The sequence below is a fragment of the Lysinibacillus sp. RC46 genome (assembly GCF_041262385.1).
Taxonomy (GTDB): Bacteria; Bacillota; Bacilli; order Bacillales_A; family Planococcaceae; genus Lysinibacillus.
Genome location: NZ_JBGCCF010000003.1, coordinates 75339 through 93449, shown reverse-complemented (window position 1 = coordinate 93449; position 18111 = coordinate 75339). Strand labels below are relative to the sequence as shown.

The window sequence follows — 18111 nt, the reverse complement described above, 5'->3', positions numbered from 1 at the left end:
TCTAGGGAAAGGATTGAATCATCAATGATTATGGAAGGCAGACGAACTTTTGGATTTTTACTGACACTTGTCGTCACGTTTGCTATCGCACCGTTAATTGCCATTGCATTTTATACGTTTATGAAAGATGGGCAATTAGATGTTTCGCAGATTAACAGAATGTTTGCCAATGAAAGAATGTGGCAAACGCTTGGAAACTCTGTATTATTAGGGGTTTTAGTTGTTTTAGGGACTACGATTGTAGCATTCCCAATGGCGTTAATAAGAACGAAAACAAGCTTATATAAATACGATTGGCTAGATATTATTTTAACCATTCCATTTATGACACCTCCGTATATTGGCTCCATGGGATGGATATTGTTCATGCAAAATAATGGTTTTCTTCAACAACTATTTCCAAGTGCTGCTTGGATGACTGAATCGTTCTTCACCTTATTTGGAATGGTCATGATTATGTGCCTGCATCTTTTTCCTTTTTTATATTTAATGCTGAAAAATACGCTATTAAGAATCAATGGTTCCTTTCTAGATGCTGCATTAATTTTTGGACGAAGTTCTTGGAGAAATTGGATGAAAATAGTTCTGCCTTTAGTAGTTTCTAGCTATGTTCTAGGGAGCTTGCTAATTTTCATCAAAACGCTAGCTGAATTTGGAACACCTGCTACGTTTGGTAGTCGAATTGGCTTTCAAGTATTTACAACGGAGATTCACTCTTACCTTTCAAGATGGCCAGTAGATATTAGTATGGCGACATCACTGTCATTATTTTTACTATCAGTTTGTCTCGTTATCTGGTATTTTCAAAATCTTATTGGACGAAAATATACATATAGTGTGCTATCTGGAAAAACACCAGCTAATCGCGAGATTGAAGATAAATGGTATGTCAAATTCGGTTCATGGCTCTTTGTGGGAATCATCATTTTGCTATCAATCGGTATTCCTTACTTCTCAATTATTGTGACATCTTTGCAGAAAGTAAGGGGAGATGGTTTGCAGGCAGGGAATTTTAGCGTTGCTTCCTACCAGGAAGTGTTTACAAGTGGAAGTGCTGGATTGTCAGCATTTTTAAATAGTGTTGTTTTCTCAGTAATCACAGCTGTCGTTACAGCAATTATTGGCTTGTTCATTGCCTTATACATTAAAAAGGGAGAAACGAAAAAGCAGCAAGTATTAGATTTTTTTAGTTTAATGCCTAATATTATTCCTGGAATTGTCTTTGTAGTTGGGTTAATCATGTTTTGGAATGCACCGTGGCTACCAGCGACTATCTATAACACAAAGACAATGGTTGTAGTCACGTATTGTGTACTTTTTTTACCATATTCCGTGCAATATATAAAGTCCTCTTTATCACAATTAGATTCTTCAATATTCCAATCAGCGGCTATTTTTGGGCGAAGTAGCTGGGCGGTTTATCGACATATCATTATTCCATTATTAATGCAGGGGATTCTTGCTGGAATTATGATGACGTTTATTATCTCGATGCGTGAGCTTGTCGCTGGATTACTCATTTTACCTCCTTCAGTAGAGACTGGCGCAACATTTATTTACAGTCAATTTGAACAAGGAAATGTTGGTGTAGGAATGGCTGTAGCGGTGATTACAGTCGTCATGACCGTTATTTTTATGTTTCTATTAGATTGGCTACAAAAACGGGGAGGACATGCGGATGCTTAATGTAGAAATTTTAGGTGGGGTTGGTGAGTATGGCCGTAACTGCTTTTTCATTGAAAATAATGGACATGCTATTTTACTCGATTGCGGAGTGATGAACAATCGACAGAAGACTCCTCCTAATTTAACACAAGCTCATGTGGCAAAGCTTGATGCAGTGTTTATTTCCCATTCACATACAGATCATGTAGGTGCTATTCCTTTACTTGAGCAATGGGAATACACAGGGCCGATCATTATGAGTAAAATGACTGCGCAGCAATTAAAACAGTCTTTTCAACATACAAAAACCTTTCAACCAGAATCAATCGGAAAGTGGATAGTTGTTAGTAAATGTCTTGCCTTTCAATGGGGCTACAGTGGGCATCTAATAGGAAGCGTTTGGTTTAAGATTCGTTTTTTTGAGGAGGTGATATTTTACTCTGGCGATTATGTTGTGGATTCCTATTTGTTAAAAGCAACACTACCGATAGAGGACGGGACTGTTTATGATCTAGCCATTATGGATAGCGGCCATGTTGAGAAGCGCATTAATAATATAGAAGTATTGCAGCAAATGACGGAATATATCAATGCGAATCCAGGCTACCCGATCATTTTCCCATCTTCTTTCTCAGGAAAAACAGCAGATATTGCTACTTATCTTTTTCAGCATACAACAAGAGCGATACGTGTAGATAATGATTTGTTGTCGTTATTTGATAATTGTTATGAGTCATTTGAAAATTTATTGTCTACCAAAACAATTTTGCAAGAGTTTAAACTAGAATGTTTGACAAAGATAAGAGAAAGTGAAAACTTCATTTATTTTGTACCTGAGCGTAATGAAGCGAAATTAATGGAACTACTTCACAAAAAGCCAACAGCTATGGTTATCTTTACGGGATATTGGAATAAAGGCAAATATAGAATTCAATTTTCCAAAAATCAACATAAGGATTTTTTTTATAAAACGCATCCAGATTATGATGATATCATTGCACTTTCTAAGAAAATACATGCACATAAGACAATCTATTTTCACAGTTCATTAACGAATAGAGAAACGACTATCTTGCAATTACTACAGAATAGGGAGGAATAACATGAAGAAATGGGTACTAAATTTTTGTTTAATCGGTATTGTACTTGTTAGCATCATTGGATTTGATTCTACACAAGCTAAAACAGCAATCGAGCCAGGGAATGAAATTAAATTCAATATTAAATCTGGGCTTTTCACCGAATCGGATATTTTTAATGTTTTCCAAGCTACAAAAAAAGATGAAGTAAAGATTTATTTCTTTGATACTCCGAATAAAGCTTTTCTAAATGAGGATTATATCAACCGTTTACGTGTCTACAAAGGAAGCAATAAAATGGATATCACCTATAAAAAGAGATTTTCAAATACACCTCTGGATGAAGCAATTGCTATTACAGAAAGTCATGGCTTCACTGGAGCAGAGTCTAACTATAAATTTGAAACGGATGTTAAGAGTGACAATCGTACGTTCACCATAAGTCGTAAAGAATCATTAAAGACTACATCTAAAGTTTCCTATGATGCAGTGGATACAAATGCGGCAAAAAAATTAATAGTAGAAAATGTTCCGAAGAAAATTTTAAATTGGGATTCTGAAGCATGGTATCAAAACACATTATCCGAAGCTGTCGTATATGGTCCTGCAGAGGCAACAACATATAAAGGAAGCTTTGCGGGCTATGCGGCGGATGTTGAAGTTTGGCAATATCAAGGAGAGATTATGGTAGAGCTATCAACGAAAGAGGATGATGCATTAAAGGCTGCTATTATAGAAAAAGAATGGCATGATCGATTAGAATTAGCTGGTTATTTAAGTGAAGATCAACGTGGCAAAACGGCATTTGTAATGGATAAGTAATAAAAAATATTCTTTGAAATTCGCGTCACTTCTAGGAATAGCGAACAAGCCGTGGTGCTTTAGCATCTACATGGCTTGTTACGCGTTTGGAGAAGTAGAGCGTATTTTTCTTTTTGGTGTGAAGTAGAATAGAAGGTAAATAAAACAAAGAAAAATTTGTTCTAACTTTTTCATTTTAGCTTACACTTACTATAGGACGAACTTAGTGTTGAGCAAGGGAGGAAATGACATAGCGAAAAAAATGGGAATTGTCGCGCTACTTTTATTCGGTGTTTATGTGCTGTGTATGTATTGGTATATATTCCACAGCGGTGGTGGTACAATACCACGAGCGATGCAGGGGACAGCTGCAGATCCAGTGATGTTTATGTCTGAAAAAGAATTATACTTAAGTGGTGAATATTCTAAAATACGGAACTTCCTATTCTTTGTTGCTACACCTTTGGAATGGTTAATTTATTTCATGATTTTAATTATGGGCGTATCACGTTACTTTGAAAAGGTAGCGACGTCACAAACAAAATGGAAGCTGTTACAAAATGCAAGCTACTTATTCTTATTATCACTTTTACTATATGTTGTACTATTCCCACTCGATTATTATCGTTACAATTTAAGCAAAACTTATGGAATTAGTACACAAGGGTTTTCGTCATGGATGCGAGATGGCATTATTGATTTTTGGGTTAACTTTGGCATGAGTTTAATTATCGTATCTGTCCTTTACTGGCTCATCAAAAAAAGTGCCAAAAGATGGTGGCTATATGCATGGTTTCTAACGATTCCATTTACAATATTTGTGATGTTCATTCAACCTGTAGTCATTGATCCTTTATATAATGATTTTTATCCGTTAAAAAATAAAGAGCTAGAAGAGAAAATTTTGTCTATTGCTGCACAGGCAAATATACCAGCAGAGCACGTATATGAAGTCAATATGGCAGAAAAAACAAATGCCTTAAATGCTTATGTAACGGGTATTGGCAGTAATTCGAGAATTGTGCTATGGGATACAACCTTAAATCGTTTAACAGATAATGAAATATTATTTATCATGGCACATGAAATGGGACACTATGTTGAGAAGCATATTTATTTTGGCATTGCTGGGTATCTTCTGTTGACATTGATAGGCCTATGGCTGACGGCAAAATGTTTGAGGTGGTTCATTGGACGTTACGGACAGGTATTAAAAATTAAAAAAATTGGTGATATAGGCTCTTATCCATTGTTTTTACTGTTAACATCTGTTTTATTATTTGCTTCAAGCCCACTGTCGAATTATATTTCAAGATATCAGGAAAATAGAGCTGATCAATATGCGATTTCACTAACGGGTGATCGCGAGTCCGCAATTACTGCATTCCAGAAGCTAACGATATCTGGTTTGAGTGAGGTAAATCCGCAGTTACTCGTAAAGTGGTTCCGTTATACACATCCACCAATGCTTGAACGTATTTATAAGGTAGCTGAAAAGGCTGAAGAGAATAAAGAGGAGCCATTAAAAGAAGTGCCGTTAAAAGAGGAACAGAAAAAAGAACATCAGAAGAAATAAAGGTCGTTGTTTTAACTTCAATAGTGCCATACTCCAGGTTTTTTGAACGAATAAGTTGGGTATTCTAAGGGAAAGAAGTACAAAACTCGTTCGTTAGTGATAGGGGATTTATTATGCGAAATATTGTCGTTATTACACTTTCATCGATATTAGTCGCCTGTGCCTACAATCTTTTGTTAATTCCACATGAGATTTTAAGCGGGGGATTAAGCGGGATTGCTATCATGCTTGGTATTATTACACCCTTAAATACAGGGGTTTTAAATTTACTATTGAATTTGCCTTTGCTTATTTTAGGGGTCTTGAAGCTAGGGAAGCGGTTTATTGGCTATACCATTCTTTCTGTAGTTGTCTTGTCGGTAAGCTTGTATATTATTCCGGTTTATAAAGCTACTCAAGATCCAATTCTTGCTTCATTATTTGGTGGTGTTATTGTGGGCTTAGGGTTGGGCATGATTTTTCGTGCGGCAGGTTCTTCTGGTGGTTTTGATATTATAGCGATGCTGTTAAGTCGTAAACGAGATTTTCCACTCGGTACATTAATCTCTGCGATGAATGGTATCGTTGTAGCAATCTCCGGATTCGTCTTTAGCTGGGATGCAGCATTACTGACACTCGTATCAATTTATGCTACAGGGAAGGTTGTCGACACTATTCATACGAGTCATATTAAATTGACTCTTATGATTATTACGAGTAAGGGCGAGGAAGTAAAACAGCAACTTCTGGAAAAGCTTCATAGAGGTGTAACTATTATGGATGCGAAGGGTGCTTATTCAGGCGAAGGGCGAAAAGTTTTAATTACCGTCATTACACGCTATCAGCTTGCCGAGGTTAAAGGTATGATTAAGGAAGCGGATGCCAAAGCCTTTGTCAATGTATTGCAAACTACCGAGGTCATCGGTGTGTTTGATAGAGGTATAAAGTAAAAGTGTTCTGTAATAACACGTTAAAAATTAAATCGTGTGGCCGACGATCTGCCCGAACAAAAATTACCGGAAACTGAAATTAATTTAAAATAAAATAATTATTTCCTCTACACACGTTATTGATTATAATGAAAATAATCGAACGTGTGTTTTTTTAACTTCTTTCACCAGGACCTGCTGAAAGAAGTTAAAGCCTCCGGACGCAATTATGCCTCGGCATAATTGATATTAGGAAGAAATGGGGTTAAATAATGAACAAAGAAACAATTCATGCCTATTGCCTAAAGCTTCGTGGAACAACGCATGATTACAAAGAAGAATGGCAGGCAGATCGTTATCATATTGGGGGAAAAATGTATGTGATGATGGGCGGAGATAGTACTGGAAGACCAGTACTTACATTAAAATGCGAACCGAATCGAGCTGAAGAGTTGAGAGAAGCCTATGAAGGTATTATTCCAGGTTATTATATGAATAAAACACATTGGAATTCAATCTATATGGATGCAGATGATGTACCTATTGATTTAGTTGGAAATTTAATCAAACATTCGTATGAGCTAGTTTTCGAAAAGCTACCAAAAAAAGCTCAGCGGGAAATTCAGAAATGAAGTGAGAGAACAAGTAGGATGATCTCACGCGAAGAAGTGGGGACAGTCTAGCGAAGAAATAATCAGGTGTAAGAGAAAACTGCTCCGGTTAATCAAAGAACTGATCAGGTGCAAGAGAAAAGTGCTCGGGTTAGCCAAAGAACTGATCAGATCCAACTGATATTTACTCTATCAGCGAAAAGGAATACCCCGAAATGAGTGAATCCCCACGCGAACAACACAATATATGAAATCAAAAAAAGAATCTGCAAATTTCCCCAGCTTAATCTCGGAGAAACAGATTCTTTTTTCATGCATACCTAGTTATATCCACGTTCACCAAATGGCTGAAGCTTATCGAGCCATTTCTGTTCCAGCTTTTCTAGCTCTTTTTTTGGATCGAAATAGCCTTCTTCTTTTTTCTTCAAATATTCTACAACTTCAATATCGAAAGCATCCTTGCCGAATGTGTTGTAATCGGCTTGTAGCTTTTTATTAGTATGTGTATTTGTTTTTAATGAAAATTGAAAGCCGTTTAAGCGTTTTAAATTATTGAAGCTGCCAACAAACACTTTACCATTTTGTTGATTGGTCATTGTAAAAACACCAGCTTCGATTTTTATTTCTTTATACATTTCCTTTAATTCTTTTTTATGGTCCATTTGAAACCCTGCTTTCTTATTTTTTTATCCAGTAAGCACTGCCATCCTCTTGTCGATCCATGAAGCCGTATTCAATTAAATAGCGACGTATTTGCACATAGTCCTCATATATCGGTTGAATTATTTCGTTTAATTCTTTTTCGGAATACTGTTTTGTTTCATCGAAAAGTTTTGTGATTGCACGGAGTATCACGATTTTATGTTTTTCCCGTTTTGGGAAGCGGACAAGCGCTTTGCCAATACCGTTTGGAAAGTACTTTTCAAGTAATTGCTGTTCTTCAGAAATCGTAATATTATAGCGATCGTCGACCATCGTTGCCGTTTTGTGAATAGGTACAAAGCTGTCTTCCTTTTGATTCTGTTCTTTTAAAAGCTCCATCATCGCAAGAAACGTTTTCGCTTGACGTTCCTTTTCTTTAAGAGTAAAGCGATGGTGACGTATCGTTGTTGCACTACCAATTTCCAACTCTTCTTTAATTTCTTGGTCTGTTTTTCCTTCATAAAATAAGCGCAAAATATGACTTTGATGATCAGTTAGTCCTGTCATTTTTTTATTAAGGCCATTTAAATAATGGAATACGGATTGATGTGCAGCAGTAATATGATGTTGCATAAATTTTTCTGCCTCGTAGAGAACGCCTTCATGTGGATAAATGATACCCTTTTCAATCTTTTCCCCGCAAAGCAAACAAGTGAAGTGAGTTGCTTCATCGCTGTAGCCTTTTTTTATGTCATGAATTGAAGCTTGCCAAAATAATTCATTTACATCCATTGGAAGTCCTCCTGTAAAACAAACGATTATTAAATTTGTTTGCTTATATATTATTAAAATAACAAATTGTTTAAATAAAATCAATAAAAACACATCATTTTATAAACGATGTGCGAAAATGTTTATTTATTTTTCTTTTTAAAAATAATGATCGATAAGATCGCTAGCACAATAATTGTGACGAAAATAATGATAAAGCTAGTTGAGGTACTCAGTATATTTCCATGAACGTCATAGACAATACCATACATTATTTTATAATCTTCCACCTGTGAAGCAGGCGCACCTTCGAAAACCTTGGGAATTGAGCTCTCCATAAAGGCATTGCGTAATAGTAACGTTGTATGACTGATAGGGAAATACATAATAAGATTTTGAGCAAAGCTTGGAAGTGCACCAACAGGTACATAAACACCACAAAAGAAACCGAGTGCTGTACCGACGATTGTACTGAGAGTTGAAAATGAATGTTGGCTGTTAGCAAGTAACACAAGGAAGAGATTAAAAACACTGGCCAGTAACACTGATAAAAATAGTAATCCTACAACTTTCATGAAATCCCCAAAGTTTAGTAGCTGGCCGCCAGTTGATGCGATAAAAATTTCACAGCCAATAAGGGCGATAAAGGAAAAGATACAGCCAATGATAAACGCATTTAAAACATAGCTAAATTGAATGGTTGCTCGCGAGATAGGCGCTGTGAGAAAATCAGCTTGCGCTTTTGTTTCAAGATCCCTTACAGCAATACCATACGCGGCAAGTGTAGTAGAAACAGCGATCATAGAGAGTAAACCAGCGACAATCCATTCATTGACCATCGTTACCAATTCTGGAGTAGCCTTTGTCACTTCTTCAATGGCATTGACCTGCATTTTTTGAAGAAATACTGCGTAAAGGATAATGACTATAATGACGGATAGCAGCGAGTAGAAGACTTGTGTTTTATCACGTCTAAAAACTTTGTTATTTCGTTTTACTAAGCTAAATAATGCGTCCATTAAGCTACACCTTCCTCAGCCATAATATGAAGAAAGACATCATCCATCGTGCCTTTGATTACTTCAAACGAAGCAATAAGCGACTCCGCTTTTTTTAATAGCGTTAAAGCATGCATTGTCGATTCGACTCGGATGGAGAAAATACCTAGCTTTTCTGTATAGGAGATAGCATTTTCCTCGAGCCACTGTATCCCTTCTGAACTATTATGAAAAACAATTGCCATTGAATCATAGGCGTATTTTGTTTTAAGTTCATCAGGTGTCCCTTCAGCAACAATTTCTCCTTCTTTTAAGACGATGACTTGATGAGCAACTGCCGCTTCCTCCATATAATGCGTTGTTAAAAAAACAGTCATGTTTGTTTCGAGCTGAAGCTGTTTAATGGCTTGCCAAACGAATTGCCGCGTTTGTGGATCAAGTCCAGTTGTTGGTTCATCTAAAAACAATATTTTAGGTCGATGGATAAGTGCTCGAGCGATATCAGCACGTCTTTTTTGACCACCTGATAAAGTTCCATATTTGCGATTTTCTATATCAGCTAAATGCAAATATGTTGAAACGAATTGATAATTTTCGGCCAATTGTTTTTTCGATAAGCCATATGTTTTACCACGATGAAGGATATTTTCCCGCACCGTTAATTGTTCATCTAGTAAACTTTGCTGGAATACAACACCAATGGATTTTCGGATTTCCGCATTGTCATTGCTTGCACCAAGTGTATAATCATTAATGTTTACAGTACCGCTTGATTTTTTCAATAATGTACAAAGTATTTCAATGGTCGTTGATTTTCCGGCACCATTTGCACCTAAAAAGGCGAAGAGGGAGCCTTGTTCAACCGTAAATGAAATACCTTTTACCGCCTGATGATCGTCATATTGTTTACATAGATTTTCAACTTGTATAGAAAAGGTCATATTGTTTTATTCCTTTCTTTTTTGAATTTCATAATTAATTTTTTCAATATCATTTTTTTGAAGGACATAAAGGATGCACCAAACGATTAAGTAAATAATAGCTTCACTTATAAGAACATACTTAATGCCGGAATGTTCAAACCAACGCCCGAAATAGCCTGCAATCATAACACACAGCGTAACTGCAATTAAATGTAGAATAAGCTGAGTAATAAAAGGTAAACGCTCTATTTCAAAGATGATGGACAGTAGACCTATTACCGCTCCAAGGATGGCGGCGATGATAATTTGCTCAAGTAGTTCAGATCCTGACACCACAGCGTTATTAGATATGACACTTAATGTTACTAAGACGTAGGAAGAACTAAGTGATATGAGTAGTCCAATAATCATCATGCGAATAATTTTCATATTATGAGTCCCTCCCAATACCTAAGTGGTGTTTTAGTTCTTTTAAATATTTCCGGCTAACATGGACGGACACATCGTTTTCTAAAATCAGTTCAGTTGTGCCAATTTTGCCCATTTGAATAGAGGCAATTTTGTTAATGTTGACGAGTGTCGATTTACTGACTCGGGCAAAGTCTTTCGCTAATTGTGCTTCCAGCTCATATAATTTACGCTTCGTTTCGAATTCCTGTTCTTCCGTCTGCAAAAATACTTTTGCACCCTCTGCGTAAATGGAGTAAATATCTGAAATTTTTAGCATATGAATTTCCTGTTGAAAATAGCCATCTAGCATTGTTGTTTGTGAAGTTTGTAGTTGCTTCATCAGTCGTTCAATTTGCTCATTGTATTCCTTTGCATGTATATGAACCTCAGTTTCTTCTAATGCACTGTTGATCGTTAAGTGAATTTTCATTGGAGGCCTCCTTTACATATCTCCGCAACGGAGAATCACTGAATCAGGTAATAATAATGTAGCATAGAAAATTTTAGCTTGGAGAAAATCTTGGATAAGAGGTTAAATTTTATAAATAACAGGTTCAATTTTAACGATATACGACCTTGTAAAAAAGTGATGAAGTAGAAAAATAGGCAGGTTAACGGCATAATAGAATGATACAGTCACGAGGGGTTGCTTCTATGTTTATTTTTGATAAGCACATGTTTATTACTTTATGTATTGGTTTAACAGGTGCGATTTTATTTAATGTATTACATATTCCGATGCCATGGTTACTTGGAGCTATTGCGGCGGTGCTAATTGTTCAGTTATCGACGAAAGTCCAATTGAAATGGCATAGGTATTTTCGTAATTTTGGTTTAATCGTTGCAGGATATTCCATTGGTTTTGCGTTTACACCAGAAGCGGTGCAAGATATTAAACAATTTTTAGGGAGTATGATTGTTTTAAATGTATTATTTATTGTATTGTTTTTCGGCGTTAGTTATTTAGTAGCAAAACGTGCGGATTTGGATTTTGCAACCGCGTTGACATGCTGTGTACCTGGTGGCATGTCACAGGTTGTTGCCTTTGCAGAGGAGCAAGGGGATATGGATATGGTCGTCATTACGTTCTTCCAAATTTTACGGGTTCTTTTAATCGTCGGCTTTGTGCCATTGATGGTGTCAGACTCTGGGGGAACTAGCGTAGTTGTCAACGGAGCGTATACATGGAGCCTAATAGCTTTACTTGCTGTGTGTGGAGTAGCGGGTTGGCTAACGCAAAAGGCAAAAATTCCGACAGGCTATATGCTTGGTCCCGTGTTTTTATTGATGGGCATCAATATAGCAGGAATTGATGTGCCGAAATTGCCATTGTCACTACTTCATATTGCCCAACTAATGCTTGGCATTTACATTGGGCTTTTATTGAAAAAAGACGATTTACATTTATCGAAGAAGCATGTATTTTATGCTTTTGTATCGGCGGGTATCTTTATTGGCGCAGCTTATGGTTTAACATTTATTATGAAGAGTTTATACAGCCTTGATTTTCGCACAGGCTTTTTAAGTATCGTCCCAGGCGGGCTGGATCAAATGGGGATTATCGCCGCTTCCGTACATGCAAAGGTCACAATTGTCACCGCATTTCAGCTATTCAGGGTGCTGGTCGTATCCGTGTTCCTTGTACCGTTTGTTAAAATGTTTGTGAAAAAAGTGAAAACATAGAGGCTGATGTATCCCATTAGCCTCAATGGGACGATAGTTTCTTTTGGCACGTCCAAATATATTTATCTAGCAGGAGGTCTTTTGTTTGGATAAAGAAAAAGTGCTATCGTTAATATCAGACGAGCATAATTTGATAATGGCTAATCCATTTCCGGATGAGGGAACACGTAAAATAAAGGTTGATTTTGAAAGGGATTTTTTATTACTTGAAGATGAAAATCTTGATTGTGATATTTATCAAGGGCATCTTTTTAATGCAATAAAGATAGGCCTAATAGCTTTCCGAAAGTTGGAAAATGCACACGATCTTAACTTGATAAAGGAATTAAACCCAAAGACCAAGAAAAATGTCCATTTGGAACGGTAGTACTCTGCCCACTTTAATCCAGATAATCCGGTATTTATGAAACCAAGAATTTATTGTATCGTCTTTAATTTTAAAGGGTGAAGGGAGAAGAACATTGTTTAAATATGTGATACAACTAATTCTTGGTTTCTTAACTTTATTGATGTCAACAGCTATTTCTTGGTATGAGGGAAGTGGTATCATAGATAATCCGCTGGAATGGAAGTATTCAACCCCATTTTCTCAGATATTTAATATTGAGATAAGCAGTGGACAGGATATTAGCCAGCTTGATTACTTTGTCTATGCGGCTAAATTCCAACCATTTTTCCCGACTATTATGACAGTAAGTGTTCTTTATATTTGTACTGTACTTATATTTTTCATTTTTCAACTAAATCGCCAGTTAGCCATTATTTTGTCAGGGATTATAAGTTGTGTATTTATTGTTATGAGCGCTATATTTTTTAATTCATCAACTGTTGGAGGAAACATATTCTTTTGGATTACAGCTGTCGGTGCATTAATTTTTATAAGTATGGGGATAAGTTTATGGTACAGAAAAAAATACATGTTTAAATTTCAACCACAATAGTTGATTAGTAACATAAATGTGCGAGCTCTAGTACATAGGTAATTGTACAAGAGTTCGCATTTTTTAAAACATCGAAGGAATTAAAATAGAACTGCAATGGGGAAATCCTACGACAGAACTTCTAGCCTCTGATACAACTGAAAACTGTAATTTTATATTAGATGGGCTTAAAATGATAAATATTCATTTTGAATGATAAAAGAAAGCCTTAAATGGTTGAAATAATTAAGGAGTAATTAAATGAATTTTTTAGAAGTATTAGATAACCACTATAAGGATTATACATTTCTCTATTTAGAAAACGCTAATTTTGATTATGTAACAGCAAAATTAGATGTTTTTGTTGAAAATGAAGATTGGTTATTAGTTTTCCAAGTTATTGGTATTGATCAGGAAGGGCCACAAACAAATTTATACTATTATTCAAATACTAATCCAAAGAATTTTGGATTAGTCACATTAGACACAATAGATATTGATAGTTGGTCATATGAGGGCTTGCCAAAAGAGAATTTGTTTTCAGGGAAAATTACTATTCTTAATCAAGTTTATAATTATGCATTTAATGCTTCTACGTACACACAAAAAAATATCCAGTTAGTAGATGAAGCTTCATATCCAACGTATTTGCTTAGAATGATTAAAGAAACAATGGACCCATTATTTTTTATTAATAAAGAAGAAATTCTAGAGGTATTGGATCAAGATGGAAAATGGAATTATTTCTATTCAACAGACTGCTGGCAACATACAGAAGTGGGAGATATTCCTCCAAGCCAAAATATTTTCTTTAAATCATTGGAACAAGCCTTAATTACAAAAAATCCAACTTTTATCCAATTAGGTGAGAGTAATGTACATTGGCTAAATTGGGTAGATTATGATTTTGAAAAGCAAATAGACTGGGACTTTAGTGAATATGAATGAATAAAACTTATTTATGCGGACTTGTACAATTTTTGTACGGAGTCCGCTTTTTAGCTCATATAAAAGTTTACTATTCGCATTCTCTGGCGCAGTCCCCAAGAGTGGAACGGTTCATCTGACGCCCTAAGGAAAGCGCCAAGCCGGAACAGAAATCAACCCCCGTTAAGTACGGGGCTGAAAAAATGTGAAAGAATGTAATTTACTCTTTTCAAAATTACCTGAATTATGGTAATATAAATTTAATTATATTGAACGGAGGTGAAAAGGAATGAATAAAAACGCTACGAAAACATGTGTAAAAGTGGATACAGCTATGTATTTTGCACGTGTGATTACTTTCGATTTTGCGAACAACGGGATAGGTCTGTCCATTTTTAAGCAAAATCAAATATCAAACGTAGCGAATTAACCATTCTTTTTCACAAACTAATGAGGAAAAGACTGCTTGTTAATCGAGCAGTCTTTTTTGTGTCTATAGATGTTTTTCGCACGTTTCATTGGAGGAAAAAACGATGCAAATTAAGGCTGAACAAATACAAAAAATTATTGGTGGAAATGTTTTATTTGAAGGGCTTCAATTAGAAGTAAATACAGGGGAGCATGTGGCCGTTGTTGGTGTGAACGGCAGTGGGAAGACGACTTTATTACAGTTACTAGCAGCTTTGGATACGCCAGATAAAGGACGAATCATAAAAAGTAAGGAAGCGTCGATTGGTTATTTACATCAAATTCCACAGTATCCTATGCTCTCAGTGAAGGAAGTGTTGGAGGAAGCATTTGCGGAAATTTATGCATTAAAGGCGAAAATGACAAAGCTTGAGCAGGAAATGCAGCTAGCTGTAACAGATAAGGTACTCCAGCGATATGGTCATGCGCAGGAACAGTTTATGCTGCAGGGTGGCTATGAAATTGATGCGCAATTAGCGATGATTGCAAATGGTCTAGGTATAACACCATTGCTTGAGCAACCTTTTAGTAGCTTAAGTGGAGGGGAGAAAACAAAGGTAATGCTAGGGCAAATCCTTTTAAGTAATCCTTCTATTTTGTTATTAGATGAACCGACCAATCATTTAGATATGCAGGCAATCGAATGGCTAGAAAATTATGTCCGGAATTTTGCAGGAATTGTTATTGCAGTATCACATGATCGCCACTTTATGAATCAAATGGCTCAAAAAATAATTGAAATTGAAGATGGAGAGGCATTTACGTATATTGGCAATTACGATGCATTTGTTGAACAAAAGGAAGCTAAGCTTGAACAGCAATTTGCACAATATGAAGAACAGCAAAAGAAAATTAAAAAAATGCAGGAAACAATAAAGCGCTTAAAGCAATGGGCAAATGAAGCGAATCCGCCAAATGATGGCTTGCATCGTCGTGCTAAAAGTATGGAGAAAGCACTAGCTCGTATAGAGCGTGTGAAGAAGCCATCAACGAAAAAGAAAATGAATTTAGCGTTAACGATGGCTGAGCGTAGTGGTAAAGAGGTCGTACAAATGAAGGACATTAGCCATGCATTTGAGAAACCGTTATTTAAGGAAAGTAATTTAGCGGTTTACTTCGGAGAACGACTGGCGATTGTTGGGGGCAATGGCAGTGGAAAATCAACGTTATTAAAAATGATGTTAGGTGAAGTTGAACCAAATAAAGGTGCTTGTCATGTCGGCAGCAGCGTTAAAATTGGTTACCTTTCACAGCAATTTGAACATAAAAATCCTGCCATTTGCTTAATAGATGCCTTCCGTGAGAGCGTCTCTGTGTCAGAAGCTGAAGCACGTCATATTCTTGCTCAGTTTTTATTTTATGGCTATGACGTTTTTAAAAAAGTGAAGGATTTAAGTGGCGGTGAAAAGATGCGCTTACGTCTTGCTCAGTTAATGCATGAGGATATTAATTTATTGATGCTAGATGAGCCGACCAACCATTTAGACATTGAAGCGAGAGAGGTATTGGAGGATACACTGGAGTCCTTTGAAGGAACCATTATTGGCGTCTCACATGACCGTTATTTTTTACAAAAAATTTTCACAAAAATTGCATGGATTGAGCATGAAACGATTCAAGTATATGAAGGCGATTATGAATGGGCAAGACAAAAATGCTTAGAAATAGTAAAAGAACCAGTTATAAAAGAAGTACCTGAAAAATCCTATGCTGGTAAAAAAGAGATACCGATTGAAGAACAAATTGAAAAGCTCGAAATGAGATTAAAGGAGCCGACACTTGCTAAGGAGCAACGTCAAAAACTTGAACAGCAGCTAGAAGATTTATATGAAAAGTGGATTGAGGGAGGAACAAAAGATGCATAAAATTGAGCACATCATGCAGTTAGATATTAATTATGTTAAAAGTTTTAGTGAGATGGAAACATGTAATGAAGGAGTATTATTTTACAATAAGGAAATGCCAACATATTATGATGCTAATCATGCACACATTTGGAAGATTATTGCCGATCCAGATATGTTTTTAAAGAAAATCAAGGAATTCTATAAGTCAAAATCTCTCATTCCAAGATTGTATTTATACGATGTGGAGGGAAATCAGTCATGTATAGAAGCACTAGAGAATCATGGCTTTCAATATGAAAGTTTTACTGATGATGTACAGTGTTGGAATGGTGAATACTCGCAATTAGCTCATAATCCAGCCATACAAATTGAACGTGTAACAGATGCCAATATGGAGGAAGCATTAGCTGTAGAAATGAGCATTTCTACATTTGGAGAGCCTGCATTAATCAAAAAAGCTTTTGAAGAAACATATCATTCTCCGCATTTTACGTATTATTTATTAAGATTGGATGGCACAGCTTGCTGTACTGCCAATATTTTCGTCTCAGGAAATCAAGGGAGAGTTGAGAGTGTAGCAACACTTGAAAGCTATCGAGGTCGAGGTTTGATTGGATATATTCTGCACCATATTCAGCAAGAGTCGATAAAGCAAGGGTTAGAATATCTTTGGATTTTACCTATCAATGAACAGGTTGCCAAGGTTTATGACAGAGCAAATTTCAAATCAGTAGGCACAATAAAATCTATTCATGCCTTTACTGAAGGAAAAAGCATTGAGCAAATACGACAAGAGTCTTAATTGGATGAAAGATAAAAAACATTGACTTACTCCTGTGGGACAGAAATTTCCACAGGAGTAGTGCTTTTAAGGTTCGGGATTTTTGAATTAATGTTTCGAAAGAAGAATTTTTAATCTTTAAAAGTTTTTTACTTGAAAAAATGGCGAATTCGATTTACTCTCTTTAGAGATACTTGTTTAATGGACTTGGAGGATATGGAATGCACGGAATTTATATACGCTATAATGTCTTAGAAGAAACCCCAGCAGCACAATGGCCCAAAAAAATGGATGCATTTGCGTATGTTCAACGAGGAAAGCCACAACAAGACAATGACAACTTGCTATCGATGGAAGAGCTAAAAAGCCATGCAATTCGCTATATTAAAAGCTTGAAAGACAATGCAGGTGATCATTTAGTAGAACAACGCAATGGTGAAATCGAGCACTTTGATCGACGCTATATGGAATCCTTAAAGCTAAAGGAAAGCATCGATTCACAACTTATTAATCTAGAAGAAATTCGTTTACTTTTACAGTTAATGAATGTATTGAATTTATCACATGGTTTCGGAGAAAATGCTGGAAAGCTACTTCGTCAAATTACCCCATATGCAAAAGAGGTAGAGCACCCAACATTCCAAACAACTCGTGTTGAGCGACATTTTTATTCAGAACTAATTGAACAAATTGAAGCAGTATATGCACGAATTATGCGTCACCACAACCCATCAACGACTGAAATGCAGCAGTCAGAAAAGATATGGACAGCAGTTTGTGAGCAAGCAATCGAAAAGGTAGAATCGCGAATTGAACGCTTGTCTTCTATCAAGTTAAAGCATGAGAAAAATTTACTAGAATTTAGTCAATTAAAACAGCAAAATATCGAGGCAAAGGAACGCCTAGATATTGCTGTCAATGATCTTGATGCTATTTTAAATGTACTAGAATCTTAAAGGCTATGTTAATGCCTATATAATGTGTTTTGTGTGGGGTTTAGCTATGAGCTAGCCCATTTTTCAATAGCTCAGTCAAATGTGTTGGTTGAATCAAAAGAACTA

The 18111-nt window shown here is 36.1% G+C and carries 20 protein-coding genes; 14 read left to right on the top strand and 6 right to left on the bottom strand.

Translation table 11 applies throughout. From position 1 onward, the window contains the following. Positions 1–24: 24 nt before the first annotated feature. The 6 genes from ABH966_RS04130 to ABH966_RS04105 all read left to right on the top strand — a co-directional run bounded on the left by ABH966_RS04130 (position 25) and on the right by ABH966_RS04105 (position 6661). Complete coding sequence (locus ABH966_RS04130) at positions 25–1686, top strand: ABC transporter permease (RefSeq protein WP_370076005.1); 1662 nt, start codon at positions 25–27, stop codon at positions 1684–1686. Next, positions 1679–2767, top strand: coding sequence for an MBL fold metallo-hydrolase (locus ABH966_RS04125; RefSeq protein WP_370076003.1), 1089 nt, complete (start codon positions 1679–1681; stop codon positions 2765–2767). The genes ABH966_RS04130 and ABH966_RS04125 overlap by 8 nt, the downstream gene beginning before the upstream one ends. Position 2768: 1 nt before the next feature. After that, a complete protein-coding gene (locus ABH966_RS04120; protein ID WP_370076001.1) occupies positions 2769–3566 on the top strand; it encodes a hypothetical protein in 798 nt (265 codons plus the stop codon). A 229-nt stretch (positions 3567–3795) separates the two neighbouring features. Further along, positions 3796–5121 (top strand): M48 family metallopeptidase, encoded by a 1326-nt coding sequence (locus ABH966_RS04115; RefSeq protein WP_370076255.1) that lies wholly within the window; start codon positions 3796–3798, stop codon positions 5119–5121. Between the two features lie 113 nt (positions 5122–5234). Beyond that, positions 5235–6050, top strand: coding sequence for a YitT family protein (locus ABH966_RS04110; protein WP_370075999.1), 816 nt, complete (start codon positions 5235–5237; stop codon positions 6048–6050). 251 nt (positions 6051–6301) lie between these two features. After that, on the top strand, positions 6302–6661 hold the full coding sequence (locus ABH966_RS04105) for an MmcQ/YjbR family DNA-binding protein (protein WP_370075997.1): 360 nt from the start codon (positions 6302–6304) through the stop codon (positions 6659–6661). Between the two features lie 299 nt (positions 6662–6960). Here ABH966_RS04105 and ABH966_RS04100 read toward each other — a convergent pair whose 3' ends face one another. The 6 genes from ABH966_RS04100 to ABH966_RS04075 form a co-directional block, all read right to left on the bottom strand. Continuing rightward, positions 6961–7302, bottom strand: coding sequence for a GIY-YIG nuclease family protein (locus tag ABH966_RS04100; protein ID WP_370075995.1), 342 nt, complete (start codon positions 7300–7302; stop codon positions 6961–6963). Positions 7303–7318: 16 nt separating this feature from the next. Then, complete coding sequence (locus ABH966_RS04095) at positions 7319–8074, bottom strand: DUF2087 domain-containing protein (protein ID WP_370075993.1); 756 nt, start codon at positions 8072–8074, stop codon at positions 7319–7321. 122 nt (positions 8075–8196) lie between these two features. Continuing rightward, positions 8197–9072, bottom strand: a complete 876-nt coding sequence (locus ABH966_RS04090) for an ABC transporter permease (RefSeq protein ID WP_370075991.1) — start codon at positions 9070–9072, stop codon at positions 8197–8199. Further along, entirely contained in the window at positions 9072–9992 is a 921-nt protein-coding gene (locus tag ABH966_RS04085; protein WP_370075989.1) for an ABC transporter ATP-binding protein, read from the bottom strand. The genes ABH966_RS04090 and ABH966_RS04085 overlap by 1 nt, the downstream gene beginning before the upstream one ends. Before the next feature lie 6 nt (positions 9993–9998). Further along, a complete protein-coding gene (locus ABH966_RS04080) occupies positions 9999–10403 on the bottom strand; it encodes a DUF3021 domain-containing protein (protein ID WP_370075987.1) in 405 nt (134 codons plus the stop codon). Between the two features lies 1 nt (position 10404). Beyond that, positions 10405–10854 carry a LytTR family DNA-binding domain-containing protein gene (locus ABH966_RS04075; RefSeq protein WP_053482631.1) on the bottom strand — a complete coding sequence of 150 codons (450 nt, stop codon included), beginning with the start codon at positions 10852–10854 and terminating at the stop codon, positions 10405–10407. Between the two features lie 224 nt (positions 10855–11078). Here ABH966_RS04075 and ABH966_RS04070 point away from each other — a divergent pair, with 224 nt between their 5' ends. The 8 genes from ABH966_RS04070 (at position 11079) to ABH966_RS04035 (ending at position 18006) form a co-directional block, all read left to right on the top strand. Next, the gene (locus ABH966_RS04070) at positions 11079–12107 is read left to right on the top strand and encodes an AbrB family transcriptional regulator (RefSeq protein WP_370075985.1); all 1029 of its coding nucleotides are present in this window, start codon (positions 11079–11081) and stop codon (positions 12105–12107) included. A gap of 85 nt (positions 12108–12192) precedes the next feature. Beyond that, entirely contained in the window at positions 12193–12474 is a 282-nt protein-coding gene (locus ABH966_RS04065) for a hypothetical protein (protein WP_370075983.1), read from the top strand. Between the two features lie 94 nt (positions 12475–12568). Beyond that, the gene (locus ABH966_RS04060; protein WP_370075981.1) at positions 12569–13048 is read left to right on the top strand and encodes a YjdJ family protein; all 480 of its coding nucleotides are present in this window, start codon (positions 12569–12571) and stop codon (positions 13046–13048) included. A 240-nt stretch (positions 13049–13288) separates the two neighbouring features. Further along, positions 13289–13975, top strand: a complete 687-nt coding sequence (locus ABH966_RS04055; protein ID WP_370075979.1) for a DUF7003 family protein — start codon at positions 13289–13291, stop codon at positions 13973–13975. 268 nt (positions 13976–14243) lie between these two features. Further along, complete coding sequence (locus tag ABH966_RS04050) at positions 14244–14384, top strand: RAxF-45 family protein (protein ID WP_166672191.1); 141 nt, start codon at positions 14244–14246, stop codon at positions 14382–14384. A gap of 103 nt (positions 14385–14487) precedes the next feature. Then, positions 14488–16287 (top strand): ribosomal protection-like ABC-F family protein, encoded by a 1800-nt coding sequence (gene abc-f / locus ABH966_RS04045; RefSeq protein ID WP_370075976.1) that lies wholly within the window; start codon positions 14488–14490, stop codon positions 16285–16287. Next, positions 16280–17071: a GNAT family N-acetyltransferase gene (locus tag ABH966_RS04040; protein WP_370075974.1), complete on the top strand. Its 792-nt coding sequence runs from the start codon at positions 16280–16282 to the stop codon at positions 17069–17071. The genes abc-f and ABH966_RS04040 overlap by 8 nt, the downstream gene beginning before the upstream one ends. 200 nt (positions 17072–17271) lie before the next feature. After that, a complete protein-coding gene (locus tag ABH966_RS04035) occupies positions 17272–18006 on the top strand; it encodes a hypothetical protein (RefSeq protein WP_370075972.1) in 735 nt (244 codons plus the stop codon). Positions 18007–18111: the final 105 nt, after the last annotated feature.

Bases quoted from the DNA above. Each gene is read 5' to 3' on its own strand.
- ABH966_RS04130 (WP_370076005.1), top strand. From the start codon at position 25: ATGATTATGGAAGGCAGACGAACTTTTGGATTTTTACTGACACTTGTC.
- ABH966_RS04125 (WP_370076003.1), top strand. From the start codon at position 1,679: ATGCTTAATGTAGAAATTTTAGGTGGGGTTGGTGAGTATGGCCGTAAC.
- ABH966_RS04120 (WP_370076001.1), top strand. From the start codon at position 2,769: ATGAAGAAATGGGTACTAAATTTTTGTTTAATCGGTATTGTACTTGTT.
- ABH966_RS04110 (WP_370075999.1), top strand. From the start codon at position 5,235: ATGCGAAATATTGTCGTTATTACACTTTCATCGATATTAGTCGCCTGT.
- ABH966_RS04105 (WP_370075997.1), top strand. From the start codon at position 6,302: ATGAACAAAGAAACAATTCATGCCTATTGCCTAAAGCTTCGTGGAACA.
- ABH966_RS04100 (WP_370075995.1), bottom strand. From the start codon at position 7,302: ATGGACCATAAAAAAGAATTAAAGGAAATGTATAAAGAAATAAAAATC.
- ABH966_RS04095 (WP_370075993.1), bottom strand. From the start codon at position 8,074: ATGGATGTAAATGAATTATTTTGGCAAGCTTCAATTCATGACATAAAA.
- ABH966_RS04090 (WP_370075991.1), bottom strand. From the start codon at position 9,072: ATGGACGCATTATTTAGCTTAGTAAAACGAAATAACAAAGTTTTTAGA.
- ABH966_RS04085 (WP_370075989.1), bottom strand. From the start codon at position 9,992: ATGACCTTTTCTATACAAGTTGAAAATCTATGTAAACAATATGACGAT.
- ABH966_RS04080 (WP_370075987.1), bottom strand. From the start codon at position 10,403: ATGAAAATTATTCGCATGATGATTATTGGACTACTCATATCACTTAGT.
- ABH966_RS04075 (WP_053482631.1), bottom strand. From the start codon at position 10,854: ATGAAAATTCACTTAACGATCAACAGTGCATTAGAAGAAACTGAGGTT.
- ABH966_RS04070 (WP_370075985.1), top strand. From the start codon at position 11,079: ATGTTTATTTTTGATAAGCACATGTTTATTACTTTATGTATTGGTTTA.
- ABH966_RS04055 (WP_370075979.1), top strand. From the start codon at position 13,289: ATGAATTTTTTAGAAGTATTAGATAACCACTATAAGGATTATACATTT.
- ABH966_RS04050 (WP_166672191.1), top strand. From the start codon at position 14,244: ATGAATAAAAACGCTACGAAAACATGTGTAAAAGTGGATACAGCTATG.
- abc-f (WP_370075976.1), top strand. From the start codon at position 14,488: ATGCAAATTAAGGCTGAACAAATACAAAAAATTATTGGTGGAAATGTT.
- ABH966_RS04040 (WP_370075974.1), top strand. From the start codon at position 16,280: ATGCATAAAATTGAGCACATCATGCAGTTAGATATTAATTATGTTAAA.
- ABH966_RS04035 (WP_370075972.1), top strand. From the start codon at position 17,272: ATGCACGGAATTTATATACGCTATAATGTCTTAGAAGAAACCCCAGCA.